Source organism: Atlantibacter sp. RC6, from assembly GCF_014193285.1.
Classification (GTDB): domain Bacteria; phylum Pseudomonadota; class Gammaproteobacteria; order Enterobacterales; family Enterobacteriaceae; genus Atlantibacter.
Map to the genome: position 1 here is coordinate 24,808 of NZ_JACHZE010000004.1, position 12,927 is coordinate 37,734.

A 12,927-nucleotide genomic window follows, 5' to 3' on the forward strand; every position below is an offset into this window, starting at 1 on the left:
ATATAATCACAAAATATGCATAAAAAATCAGTTGATAGCAACAGAAAATCAGCGGCGTAAAAAGTTGCCCAGCAGCGCGTGGCCCTGTTCACTGAGAATACTTTCCGGATGAAACTGCACACCTTCCAGATCCCACTCGCGATGGCGAATGCCCATGATTTCCTGTTCGGCACTCCAGGCCGTGACGTCAAAGTCGTCCGGAAGCGTGGCGGGGTCAATCAGCAAAGAGTGATAACGCGTGACGGTAAGCGGGTTATTCAGACCGTGAAACACGCCGCTGCCGTTATGGCGGATCGCCGAGGTTTTACCGTGCATCACCTGGCGGGCGCGAATAATCCGCGCGCCGAACGCCTGGCCTATCGCCTGATGGCCAAGACAGACGCCAAGGATGGGCAGCTTGCCCGCGTAATCGCGAATCACATCCAGCGAGATACCGGCCTCGTTGGGCGTACAGGGGCCGGGTGAAATAACGATTTTTTGCGGCGCGAGCGTGGCGATATCAGCAACACTGATTTCATCATTGCGCTTTACCACCACCTCCGCGCCGAGTTCGCAGAAATACTGATACAGGTTCCAGGTAAACGAATCGTAGTTATCAATCAGCAGTAGCATGGCGGCTCCGGAAAAATGAACCGCGCTATTCTACTCACTTTCCCGGGCTTCACTCACCACTTTGCTGAAGATTGCGATCAGCGGCGCCAGATCGCCCATCGCCCCGGCCTGATTCGCCTCGCGCCAGAACGACGGGTCGATATCACGCCAGTCGAGGCTGTATCCGGCATGGATAGCCAGTTGCTCAAAGAAAATGCGCTGGCTCAGACCGGAACCCAAGCGGAACGGGTGCAGCACGTTGATTTCGCAATAGTAATGCGCCAGTCGCTGAATAAATTCCTGCGCCGGTAGCCCCGCCAGATACCCTTCATCCTCCAGATCCTGGAACAGGTCGTTGCCCTCTTTTTCGATGTAACCGAAATGGCAAAACCGGGTATCGCCTTGGTAAATATCCACTTCACGCAGCTCGCCCGCCCAGTCGAACACGTCCTGAAACAGATGACGGTGGATAGCGCACAGATGAGGTAACCCGCGCGGGATCGGCCCGAGCGGCAGCGTGGCGGCGCGCAGCGCGATCAGTTCCAGCATCGCGGCGTCCAGACGCTGTGCCTGGCGGATATTAAGACGGTTTTTCAGCACATCCAGCCCGGCATACAGATACGGGTCGCGCCCGTCGCCATATTTATCGCTCATATTGCCCCCTGAGTTCCTGAAGGCGTTGCTCGGCGGCGTCTGCATTCAACTCAATTAACGGGATATCACGTCCTTCCAGGCGCAGGCTGGCCTGAAAGTTACCGTTTCGCTTTTGTTCCCAGAGACGGGATTTCTGTTTGTCGGTGAGTTTTTTAGACATAGCGCCTCCCTGATCGTGACCGTATTTGCCACAAGTATAAGCAGCAAATCACAGACACGCCGGGAAGCGGCAAGCGCGGGTTAAACGAACCCGCGCGAAAGACGGTTACGGCAGGACTTTAGCAGACAGGATAACTATCGGTTTTGACGGGACATTTTGGTAAGGGCCCACGTCGTGAGTTTGGGTCTGGGCGATTTTATCAGCCACGTCCATCCCTTTCACAACTTTACCAAATACCGCATAACCAAAATCACGCTGGCCGTGGTCAAGGAAGGCGTTGTCCGCCACGTTAATAAAGAACTGGCTGGTCGCGCTGTCTTTATCTGCGGTACGCGCCATGGAGATGGTGCCGCGGGTGTTGCGCAGGCCGTTATCAGCTTCGTTTTTGATCGGCGCGTTGGTTTGCTTTTGTTGCATATCAGCGGTAAAGCCGCCGCCCTGGATCATAAAGCCTGGGATCACGCGATGGAAAATGGTGTTGTTGTAGTAGCCGCTATTCACGTAATCAACGAAGTTTTTTGCAGAGATAGGTGCTTTCTGGCTATTTAACTCCAGTTCGATATTGCCGGCAGAGGTCGTCAACAGTACGCGAGGATCGCCTTTAGCAGCCAGCGCCGCAGGTGAGAGAGCGGAAAGAGCGAACACAGCTGCAACAGCCGCCAGAGTTGATTTGAGCATGAAGCATTCCTTACGAAAACAGGGTTAAAAGCGAGTGGCTTGATTCTAAAGACCGTTACCGCATCGTGCCAGAGATTTACCTGGTTTTACGATGCCTGGCTAACATCCGAGATTTTTACCTGGAAAGTTTAGGAAATATATGTGATTTGACTCACACCAAAACGTGAGTTTTGCAGCAAATAAACATCGAAATATTTATACGCATCACAAAAAGACATAAACTGCCCGCGCTTCCGGCGTCCCCAGGATGCTTTACCTTTCTCTTCACAGGATCTTCATGACTAACAGCAATCGCATCAAGCTCACATGGATCAGTTACTTTTCCTACGCCCTGACCGGCGCGTTAGTGATTGTCACCGGGATGGTGATGGGCAATATCGCCGACTACTTCGGCCTGCCGGTTTCCAGTATGAGCAACACCTTTACCTTCCTGAACGCGGGGATCTTGATTTCTATCTTCCTGAACGCCTGGCTTATGGAAATCGTTCCGCTGAAAACCCAGCTGCGCTTCGGCTTTGTGATGATGGTGCTGGCCGTGGCGGGACTGATGTTGAGCCACAGTCTGGCGCTGTTTTCCGCCTGTATGTTTGTACTGGGCGTGGTCAGCGGCATTACCATGTCTATCGGCACCTTTCTGGTCACCCAAATGTATGAAGGGCGTCAGCGCGGCTCGCGCCTGCTGTTTACCGACTCCTTCTTCAGCATGGCGGGCATGATTTTCCCGATGCTGGCGGCCTGGCTGCTGGCGCGCACCATTGAGTGGTACTGGGTTTATGCCTGCATCGGTCTGGTTTACGTGGCGATTTTTATCCTGACCTTCGGCTGCGAATTCCCGGCGCTGGGCAAACACGCCAAACAAAGCGACACCCCTGTCGTGAAAGAAAAATGGGGCATCGGCGTGCTGTTCCTGTCAGTTGCGGCGCTGTGCTACATCCTTGGCCAGTTGGGCTTTATCTCCTGGGTGCCGGAGTACGCCAAAAGCCTTGGCATGAGCCTGAACGACGCCGGTAAGCTGGTGAGCGATTTCTGGATGTCGTACATGTTCGGCATGTGGGCGTTCAGCTTTATTCTGCGCTTCTTCGATCTGCAACGCATTCTGACCGTACTGGCGGGCCTCGCCACGGTGCTGATGTACTGCTTTATCTCCGGCGAACCGCAGCATATGGCGTGGTTTATTTTGACGCTGGGCTTCTTCTCCAGCGCCATTTATACCTCGATCATCACCCTCGGTTCTCTGCAAACCCACGTGCCGTCGCCGAAACTGGTTAACTTTATTCTGACCTGCGGCACCGTCGGCACCATGTTGACCTTCGTGGTCACCGGCCCGATTGTCGCCCACAACGGCCCGCAGGCGGCATTGAATACCGCCAACGGACTGTACGCCGTGGTGTTCGTGATGTGCTTCATACTGGGCTTTGTGACGCGCCACCGTCGCCACGGCGCGACCTCTGCCGCACATTAATGCACAACGCGCCCTTTAGTCCGCTGAAGGGCGCGTAAAGTAAATCTCCTCTCCGCCGTTATCCATTTGCACCCAGGTTTGCGACAGCTGTGTGGTGGCGATCACTTTGCCGTGACGCACCGACCAGCGCACCGGCACCTGGCGTCGTACCGCTTCAAAGCCGTTCTCCGCCGGGAGAATAATCAGATTGGCCGGGTTGCCCTCTTCAATGCCGTACTGCGCAATGCCCAGGGTTCGGGCGCTGTTATGCGTGATGAAATCCAGGCTCTGGTTAATCTGTTCATAGCCCATCATCTGGCAAACGTGCAGCCCCATATGCAGCACCTGCAACATATTGCCGGTGCCCAGCGGATACCATGGATCAAAGACGTCGTCATGCCCGAAGCAGACGTTGATGTCCGCCGCCAGTAGCTCCTTCACCCGGGTAATCCCGCGCCGTTTCGGATAATCATCAAACCGCCCCTGTAAATGAATATTCACCAGCGGATTGGCGACGAAGTTAATCCCGGAGAGCTTCAGCAGGCGGAACAGACGCGAGGTGTACGCGCCGTTATAGCTATGCATCGCAGTGGTATGGCTGGCGGTCACGCGTTCGCCGATATTTTCCCGCAGCGCCAGCGCCGCCACGGTTTCCAGAAAGCGCGACTGCTCGTCGTCAATTTCATCACAGTGAATATCCAGCGGCCGGTCATATTTCTTCGCCAGTGCGAAGGCAATATTCAGCGACTCAACGCCGTATTCGCGCGTGAACTCGAAATGCGGGATCGCCCCCACCACGTCCGCGCCGAGCTTGAGCGCCTCCTCCAGCAAGGCTTCACCGTTGGGATACGAAAGAATGCCCTCCTGCGGAAAGGCCACCAGCTGTAAATCAATCCACGGCGCGACCTCCTTTTTCACTTCCAGTAGCGCTTTCAGCGCCGTGAGCGTCGGGTCGGAGACATCCACATGGGTACGCACATACTGGATCCCCTGGGCCATTTGCCACTTCAGGGTTTGCCAGGCGCGCGCCTTAACATCCTCGTGGCTCAGCGTCGCCTTGCGTTCGGCCCAGCGCTCGATGCCTTCGAACAGGGTTCCGGAGAGATTCCAGCTGGGCTCGCCTGCGGTTTGCGTGGTGTCCAGATGGATATGCGGCTCGATAAACGGCGGAACGGCTAATCCGCCGCGCGCATTCAGCACATCAAGGCTGCTGTGAACGCCGTTTTCCATCGGCGCGATAGCCCCGAACCGGCCTTTATCAATAGCGATTTGCCATAATCCTTCTCGCCCCGGTAAACGCACATTCTGGATTAACCATAAAGACGTTGAAGACATACTCCCTCCGCTGTAAACGCTTTTTACAGAGTGATACCACATTCCGCCTGGCCTGGCCCAAATTTGTTTAAAAAGCGCGCAAAATCGAAACCTGAATTAATTCCGCCACTTAGAAAATCCTACAAAAATCAAGGATATACCCATTAAGGGGTATATGGGACGGAAATTGATCTGAATCAAGAAGGGGGTTTGCTGAATCGTTAAGGTAGGCAGTAGTAGATTAGAAATTGAGGCAAAAATGAGCAAAGTCAAACTGGCTATAATCGGTAACGGCATGGTAGGCCATCGTTTTATTGAGGATCTTCTCGATAAAGCTGACGCCAGCCAGTTCGACATTACCGTATTTTGTGAAGAGCCACGTATCGCCTACGATCGTGTTCACCTCTCCTCTTACTTCTCTCACCACACGGCTGAAGAGCTCTCTTTAGTGCGTGAAGGTTATTATGAGAAGCATGGCGTAAACGTGCTGATGGGCGAACGCGCCATCACCATTAACCGCCAGGAAAAAGTGATCCACTCCAGCGCCGGGCGCACTGTCTATTACGACAAACTGATCATGGCGACCGGTTCCTATCCGTGGATCCCGCCGATCAAAGGGTCTGAAACCCAGGATTGCTTCGTCTACCGCACCATCGAAGATCTCAACGCCATCGAGTCCTGCGCCCGTCGCAGTAAACGCGGCGCGGTGGTCGGCGGCGGGCTGTTAGGCCTGGAAGCCGCTGGCGCGCTGAAAAACCTCGGCGTGGAAACTCACGTCATTGAATTCGCGCCAATGCTGATGGCTGAACAGCTCGATCAGATGGGTGGCGAGCAGCTGCGTAAGAAAATCGAAAGCCTGGGCGTAAAAGTCCATACCAGCAAAAACACCCAGGAAATCGTCCAGAGCGGTAAAAACGCCCGTAAAACCATGCGCTTTGCCGACGGCAGCGACCTGGAAGTCGATTTCATCGTGTTCTCCACCGGTATTCGCCCGCGCGACAAGCTGGCGACCCAGTGCGGCCTGGCCGTCGCGCAGCGCGGCGGCATCGTGATTAACGATAAATGCCAGACTTCCGACCCGGATATCTACGCCATCGGCGAATGCGCCAGCTGGCATAACCGCGTGTATGGTCTGGTGGCGCCAGGCTATAAAATGGCGCAGGTGGCGGTTGACCATATCCTCGGCAACACCAACGCCTTTGAAGGCGCCGACCTCAGCGCCAAGCTGAAACTGCTGGGCGTGGACGTTGGCGGCATCGGCGATGCCCATGGCCGCACCCCGAACTCCCGCAGCTACGTGTTCCTGGACGAGAGCAAAGAAGTTTATAAACGCCTCGTCGTCAGCGAAGACAACAAAACCCTGCTGGGCGCGGTGCTGGTGGGCGATACCAGCGATTACGGCAACCTGCTGCAACTGGTCCTGAACCAAATCGAACTGCCGGAAAACCCGGACGCCTTGATCCTGCCAGCGCACGCCAGCCAGGGCAAACCGGCCATCGGCGTCGACAAACTGCCGGACAGCGCGCAAATCTGCTCCTGCTTCGACGTCACCAAAGGCATGCTGATCTCCGCCATCAACAAAGGCTGCCACACTGTTGCGGCGCTGAAAGCGGAAACCAAAGCCGGTACCGGCTGCGGCGGCTGTATTCCACTGGTGACCCAGGTGCTGAACGCCGAACTGGCGAAACAGGGCATCGAAGTCAGCCACAACCTGTGCGAACACTTCGCGTTTTCCCGTCAGGAGCTGTATCACCTGATCCGCGTGGAAGGCATCAAAACCTTCGACGAGCTGCTGGCGAAATACGGTAAAGGCTACGGCTGTGAAGTTTGTAAACCGACCGTGGGCTCGCTGCTGGCGTCCTGCTGGAATGAATACATCCTGAAACCGAAACACACCCCGCTTCAGGACACCAACGACAACTTCCTGGCGAATATCCAGAAAGATGGCACCTACTCAGTGATCCCTCGTTCTGCGGGCGGGGAAATCACCCCGGAAGGGTTGATGGAAGTGGGCCGTATCGCCCGCGAGTTCAACCTGTACACCAAAATCACCGGTTCGCAGCGTATCGGCCTGTTCGGCGCGCAGAAAGATGACCTGCCGGAAATCTGGCGTCAGCTAATTGAAGCGGGCTTCGAAACCGGCCATGCCTATGCCAAAGCGCTGCGTATGGCGAAAACCTGCGTCGGCAGCACCTGGTGCCGCTACGGCGTGGGCGACAGCGTCGGCTTCGGCGTCGAGCTGGAAAACCGTTACAAAGGCATCCGCACCCCGCACAAAATGAAGTTCGGCGTTTCTGGCTGTACTCGTGAATGCGCCGAAGCGCAGGGTAAAGACGTGGGTATTATCGCCACCGAAAAAGGCTGGAACCTGTACGTGTGCGGTAATGGCGGCATGAAACCGCGTCATGCGGATCTGCTGGCGGCGGACCTCGATCGCGACACCCTGGTGCGTTATCTGGACCGTTTTATGATGTTCTACATCCGCACCGCCGACAAACTGACCCGAACCGCGCCGTGGCTGGATAACATGGAAGGCGGCATCGACTATCTGAAGAGCGTGATCATCGACGACAAGTTAGGCCTGAATGCCCAGCTCGAAGCCGAAATGGCCCGCCTGCGTGACGCCGTGGTCTGCGAATGGACCGAGACAGTGAACGATCCGGCAGCCCAGGTTCGCTTCCAGCACTTTATCAACAGCCCGCTTCGCGACCCGAATGTTCAGGTGGTTTCCGAGCGTCAGCAGCATCGTCCGGCCACGCCGTATGAACGTATCCCGGTCACCTTTGTGGAGGAGGAAACCGTATGAGCCAGTGGATTAACATCTGCCCAATCGACAAGATCCTGCCTGCAACCGGCGTCTGCGCCCTGCTGAACGACCAGCAGGTGGCGATCTTCCGTCCTCACCAGTCTGACGACGTCTACGCCATCAGCAACATCGACCCGTTCTTCGAGGCCAGCGTGCTGTCGCGCGGTTTAATCGTCGAACACCAGAGCGAGTTGTGGGTGGCGAGCCCGCTGAAGAAACAGCGCTTCCGCCTGCGCGATGGTTTGTGCATGGAGGATGAAAGCCACTCCGTTGCCCATTATGAAGCCCGCGTGAAAGACGGGCAGGTGCAACTTAAAGCGTAATGCCCCAGGGCGAGGATCCTCCTCGCCCTTTTTAAATTTTTCCGTCCCCGGCCTCTTTGCACGCAAAGATGTGCGGTAAACCGTGGGCGTTTTGCGTGAGGCAACGCGATAAAAACAGACCGGAAATCATTCCGGCCGCGAATGCCAGCGCAGCCAAATTTATTATTTTTCAATCTATCAGGATAACCAACATGTTTACAGACACCATCAACAAGTGCGCGGCTAACGCGGCGCGTATCGCCCGTCTCTCTTCCGGCAATCCGTTCGGTTTTTGGGTTAGCTCCGCGATGGCGGGTGCGTATGTCGGGCTGGGGATTATTTTAATTTTTACCCTCGGCAATCTGCTCGACCCGTCGGTGCGTCCGCTGGTCATGGGCGCGACCTTCGGCATCGCGTTAACGCTGGTGATCATCGCCGGTTCGGAGCTGTTTACCGGCCACACCATGTTCCTGACCTTTGGCGTGAAAGCGGGCACCATCAGCCACGGCCAGATGTGGGCGATTCTGCCGCAAACCTGGCTGGGCAACCTGGTGGGTTCGGTGTTCGTGGCGCTGCTGTACAGCTGGGGCGGTGGTAGCCTGCTGCCGGTAGATACCAGCCTGGTGCATACCGTGGCGCTGGCCAAAACCTCTGCGCCCGCAATGGTGCTGTTCTTTAAAGGCGCGCTGTGTAACTGGCTGGTTTGCCTGGCGATCTGGATGGCGATCCGCACTGAAGGCGCAGCGAAATTCCTGGCAATCTGGTGGTGTCTGCTGGCGTTTATCGCGTCCGGCTATGAGCACTCCGTCGCCAACATGACGCTGTTCGCCCTGTCCTGGTTCGGTCACCACAGCGATGCCTACACGCTTTCCGGCATCGGCCATAACCTGTTGTGGGTAACCCTGGGCAATACCCTCTCCGGCGCGGTGTTTATGGGATTAGGTTACTGGTATGCTACGCCAAAAGCGGAGCGTCCGACTCCTGCACACATCGCAACCGTTGCGGCGAAAGCCAGCCACTAAGAGGTCATGTCGTGGATCACCTGCCGATATTTTGTCAGTTAAAACAGCGCCCCTGCTTATTAGTCGGTGGCGGGGACGTAGCAGAACGCAAAGCGCGTCTGCTGATGGAGGCAGGAGCCCAGGTTACGGTAAACGCGCTGGCGTTTACCCCGCAGTTTCAGGTCTGGCATGACGAGGGCGCGTTAACCCTCACCGCCGGACCGTTTGACGCCAGCCTGATGGACGAGTGTTGGCTGGTAATCGCCGCCACCAATGACGACGCGGTTAACGCCCAGGTCAGCGAGGCTGCCGAAGCGCGCCGCATCTTCTGCAACGTGGTGGATGCACCGCAGCAGGCCAGTTTTATTATGCCGTCAATTATTGACCGCTCGCCGCTGATGGTGGCGGTCTCTTCCGGCGGCACCTCTCCGGTTCTTGCGCGGTTATTGCGTGAGAAACTCGAATCCCTTCTGCCCCAACATCTGGGGCAAATCGCCCACTACGCCGGGAAGCTGCGCCGTCGCGTCAAAACTACTTTCGGCAGCATGAGCGAGCGCCGCCGCTTCTGGGAAAAGCTGTTTGTTAACGATCGGCTGGCGCAGTCGCTCGCCAATCAGGATGAACAAAACGTCGCGACCCTCACTGAAGCCCTGTTCACTGAACCGCTGGATAACCGCGGCGAAGTGGTGCTGGTGGGCGCCGGTCCGGGCGATCCGGGCCTGCTGACGCTGAAAGGGCTACAGCAGATCCAACAGGCGGATATCGTGGTTTATGACCGCCTGGTATCCGATGAGATTATGAATCTGGTACGCCGCGACGCCGACCGGGTGTTTGTTGGCAAGCGCGCCGGTTACCACTGCGTACCGCAGGAAGAGATTAACCAAATCCTGCTGCGCGAAGCCCAGCGCGGTAAACGCGTGGTGCGGCTGAAAGGCGGCGACCCGTTCATTTTCGGGCGCGGCGGCGAGGAACTCGAAACGCTGATCGGCGCGGGGATCCCGTTCTCCGTGGTGCCTGGTATTACCGCCGCGTCCGGTTGTTCCGCCTACGCAGGCATTCCCCTGACCCACCGCGATTACGCCCAGAGCGTGCGGTTAATCACTGGTCACCTGAAGAGCGGCGGCGAGTTCGACTGGCATAACCTGGCGGCGGAGAAACAGACTCTGGTGTTTTATATGGGCCTGAATCAGGCGGCGACTATCCAACAAAAACTGCTGGAACACGGTATGGATACCGCTATGCCGGTGGCGCTGGTGGAAAACGGCACCAGCGTGAAACAGCGGGTGGTCACCGGCACCTTATCGCAGCTTGGCAAACTGGCGCAGCAGGTGGAAAGCCCCAGCCTGATCTTCGTGGGCCGCGTGGTGGCGCTGCGCGATAAGTTACGCTGGTTTTAAACTGGCTCGGGCAGGACGCCGCTCCTGCCCGGCGCTTTTCCTCTGCTTCTGTCTCGCACAACCGAACGATATGGCATCCGGGCGTCCCCGCATAACATGAAAAAAGTCCGCAATGCGGACTTAGTTCTTTTTCAACTTCTTTTTCTTCCATCGGGTGGCTAACCACTCAAACTCCTGATACGTGATTTCGGAGTTTATCTTCTCTCTGATGGCGCGTATCAGTGGTTCAGCAATATCCCATGTTTCGATTACCGTCGTATAAGATGTTCTTTTTATCATTTCTTCGTTGTAAATACCCTGCCGGATACTGACTGCGACGCGCTCGTAAAAGTTAAGTATGTACTGGAATTTGCGACGTTCATCCAATTCTTGATCGGTAATAGCAGTGCCAGGAATCGGGAAGACGTAGGAGCGGAATGATTTGCCCGACTGATGAGCCTTCTTCAGGATATGAAGCGATTCAACGTAATCTTTATCTTTGCGGCTTTCAAAAAGAAAAACTGCGGTTTGTGTTTTCTTAGCCGTTCTTACGTTGTAGATAAGTGTGACAACAGCAACGATAACGCCAATAAGGACAATGATGTTGCTGATGATCTGAATTGTTATAGGGTCCAGTAACATACATTTCTTCCATGAAAAAAGGCGGGAAATACCCGCCCCGTAGAGGTTAACTTGATTTAGAAACCATCAAATTCATCAAACAGCTTTTTCATGTTACCTCCTTAAGGCATGTATCTAATCACGACTTATGTACTGTGACAGGTATTCTCCTGGAGAATGACCTCAAGTAATGCTACTTAAAAACGCTCAATGATGCAAAGTGAAGGGGGATGAACTCAGATTAACGACCATTGTCAGAGCGGCTTAGCGGGTACATGCGCCATCATCATCAGCACTCATCTTCATTCCTGTTGGTGCGTTGCCGACAACAGCTAAGGTAAGTGGAAAGATTCTACTTTGCCCGGCAAACCTTACACTATTTTTTTCTGTTTTAATTTCAAAAAGTTATCCCAAAGACAGTTAACACCTCGCTCACAAATGGCGATTTTGTGATCTACCTCGCCAATACAATTCATCATATGTTGTTATATTCGTTATGCGTCATCTCATAATGAAAACAGCAAAGCGATCTTCCACGATCTCCACTGCGGATCGTGCGGCGACCTTCTGCCTTCATGCAGACGCACTGAACCCTACAACTCCATTTGATAATTAAAAAGGTAACGATATGGAAGGCCAGGAACTCCAACGCAAGCTCGGCTTTTGGGCCGTGCTGGCCATTTCCGTCGGAACGACCGTCGGTTCCGGTATTTTCGTTTCGGTTGGTGAAGTAGCAAAAGCGGCTGGCTCGCCGTGGCTCACGGTGCTTGCATTCGTGATTGGCGGGCTGATTGTCATCCCACAGATGTGCGTGTATGCGGAGCTCTCTACCGCCTATCCCGAAAACGGCGCGGACTATGTGTATCTGAAAAACGCAGGCAGCCGTCCGCTGGCGTTTCTCTCCGGTTGGGCCAGCTTCTGGGCCAACGATGCGCCTTCGCTCTCTATTATGGCGCTGGCGATTGTCAGTAATCTGGCCTTTCTGGTGCCCATCGATCCCTTTGCCGGAAAGTTCATCGCCACCGGTCTGATTCTGGCATTTATGCTGCTGCACCTGCGCTCTGTAGAGGGCGGCGCAACCTTCCAGACGCTGATCACCATCGCCAAAATCATTCCGTTCGCCATTGTGATTGGTATCGGCGTGTTCTGGCTCAAAGGCGATAACTTCAGCGCGCCGACGACCGCCACCACCAGCGCGGCGGCGGGCATTATGGCGCTGCTGGCCGGGATTTCCGCCACCAGTTGGTCCTACACCGGCATGGCATCCATATGCTACATGACCGGCGAAATCAAAAACCCTGGCAAAACCATGCCGCGCGCGCTGATCGGCTCCTGTTTACTGGTGCTGGTGCTCTATTCGCTGCTGGCGCTGGTGATCACCGGGCTGATGCCGTTCGACAAGCTCGCCGCTTCGGGGACGCCCATTTCCGACGCCCTTACCTATATTCCAGCGCTGGGCAGCATAGCAGGCATTTTTGTCGCCGTGACCGCCATTATCGTGATCCTCGGCTCGCTCTCCAGTTGCGTGATGTACCAACCGCGCCTCGAGTACGCGATGGCGAAAGATAATTTGTTTTTCAAAAGCTTCGGGCATGTCCACCCGAAATACAACACGCCGGATGTTTCCATCATCCTGCAATGCGCCCTCGGCATCTTCTTTATCTTCGTTTCTGACCTGACCAGCCTGCTGGGCTACTTCACGCTGGTGATGTGCTTCAAAAATACCCTGACCTTCGGCTCGATTATCTGGTGCCGCAAGCGTGAGGACTACCAACCGCTGTGGCGCACGCCGGCATTCGGCCTGATGACCTTCGCGGCTATCGCTTCGAGCTTAATTCTTGTGGCTTCCACCTTCGTGTGGGCGCCCATTCCGGGGCTGGTCTGCGCCCTGATTGTTATCGCCACCGGTCTGCCAGCTTACGCCTTCTGGGAAAAGCGCAACCGCCGCCTGGCTCATATTTCTTAACCCTGTCTGGAGAGTTG

12 protein-coding genes are annotated in these 12,927 nt (G+C 55.4%); 6 read left to right on the forward strand and 6 right to left on the reverse strand.

The window, feature by feature from the left end; all coding sequences use genetic code 11:
* Positions 1 to 48 precede the first annotated feature (48 nt).
* The 4 genes from pabA to ppiA form a co-directional block, all read right to left on the reverse strand.
* Positions 49 to 612, reverse strand: a complete 564-nt coding sequence (pabA, locus tag FHW74_RS10555; protein WP_183170393.1) for an aminodeoxychorismate synthase component 2 — start codon at positions 610 to 612, stop codon at positions 49 to 51.
* Positions 613 to 642: 30 nt separating this feature from the next.
* A complete protein-coding gene (locus tag FHW74_RS10560) occupies positions 643 to 1,245 on the reverse strand; it encodes a putative adenosine monophosphate-protein transferase Fic (protein WP_183170394.1) in 603 nt (200 codons plus the stop codon).
* Positions 1,235 to 1,405, reverse strand: a complete 171-nt coding sequence (locus FHW74_RS10565) for a YhfG family protein (RefSeq protein WP_183170395.1) — start codon at positions 1,403 to 1,405, stop codon at positions 1,235 to 1,237. The genes FHW74_RS10560 and FHW74_RS10565 overlap by 11 nt, the downstream gene beginning before the upstream one ends.
* Positions 1,406 to 1,510: 105 nt before the next feature.
* Positions 1,511 to 2,083 carry a peptidylprolyl isomerase A gene (ppiA, locus tag FHW74_RS10570; RefSeq protein ID WP_183170396.1) on the reverse strand — a complete coding sequence of 191 codons (573 nt, stop codon included), beginning with the start codon at positions 2,081 to 2,083 and terminating at the stop codon, positions 1,511 to 1,513.
* 277 nt (positions 2,084 to 2,360) lie between these two features.
* On the opposite strand from ppiA, the gene tsgA reads away from it, so the two are divergent.
* Positions 2,361 to 3,545: an MFS transporter TsgA gene (tsgA, locus tag FHW74_RS10575; protein WP_183170397.1), complete on the forward strand. Its 1,185-nt coding sequence runs from the start codon at positions 2,361 to 2,363 to the stop codon at positions 3,543 to 3,545.
* A gap of 15 nt (positions 3,546 to 3,560) precedes the next feature.
* On the opposite strand, the gene FHW74_RS10580 is transcribed toward tsgA, so the two are convergent.
* Positions 3,561 to 4,859, reverse strand: coding sequence for a cytosine deaminase (locus tag FHW74_RS10580; protein WP_183170398.1), 1,299 nt, complete (start codon positions 4,857 to 4,859; stop codon positions 3,561 to 3,563).
* Positions 4,860 to 5,097: 238 nt separating this feature from the next.
* Here FHW74_RS10580 and nirB point away from each other — a divergent pair, with 238 nt between their 5' ends.
* The 4 genes from nirB (at position 5,098) to cysG (ending at position 10,344) form a co-directional block, all read left to right on the forward strand.
* Positions 5,098 to 7,644 (forward strand): nitrite reductase large subunit NirB, encoded by a 2,547-nt coding sequence (gene nirB, locus FHW74_RS10585; protein WP_183170399.1) that lies wholly within the window; start codon positions 5,098 to 5,100, stop codon positions 7,642 to 7,644.
* The gene (gene nirD, locus FHW74_RS10590) at positions 7,641 to 7,967 is read left to right on the forward strand and encodes a nitrite reductase small subunit NirD (RefSeq protein WP_183170400.1); all 327 of its coding nucleotides are present in this window, start codon (positions 7,641 to 7,643) and stop codon (positions 7,965 to 7,967) included. Before nirB ends, nirD begins: the two co-directional genes overlap by 4 nt.
* A gap of 191 nt (positions 7,968 to 8,158) precedes the next feature.
* Positions 8,159 to 8,968: a nitrite transporter NirC gene (nirC, locus tag FHW74_RS10595; RefSeq protein ID WP_183170401.1), complete on the forward strand. Its 810-nt coding sequence runs from the start codon at positions 8,159 to 8,161 to the stop codon at positions 8,966 to 8,968.
* Between the two features lie 11 nt (positions 8,969 to 8,979).
* Entirely contained in the window at positions 8,980 to 10,344 is a 1,365-nt protein-coding gene (gene cysG / locus FHW74_RS10600) for a siroheme synthase CysG (protein WP_183170402.1), read from the forward strand.
* A gap of 120 nt (positions 10,345 to 10,464) precedes the next feature.
* Here cysG and FHW74_RS10605 read toward each other — a convergent pair whose 3' ends face one another.
* On the reverse strand, positions 10,465 to 10,959 hold the full coding sequence (locus FHW74_RS10605; RefSeq protein ID WP_183170738.1) for a DUF4760 domain-containing protein: 495 nt from the start codon (positions 10,957 to 10,959) through the stop codon (positions 10,465 to 10,467).
* Positions 10,960 to 11,572: 613 nt separating this feature from the next.
* On the opposite strand from FHW74_RS10605, the gene frlA reads away from it, so the two are divergent.
* Positions 11,573 to 12,910, forward strand: a complete 1,338-nt coding sequence (frlA, locus tag FHW74_RS10610; RefSeq protein ID WP_183170403.1) for a fructoselysine/psicoselysine transporter FrlA — start codon at positions 11,573 to 11,575, stop codon at positions 12,908 to 12,910.
* Positions 12,911 to 12,927 lie beyond the last annotated feature (17 nt).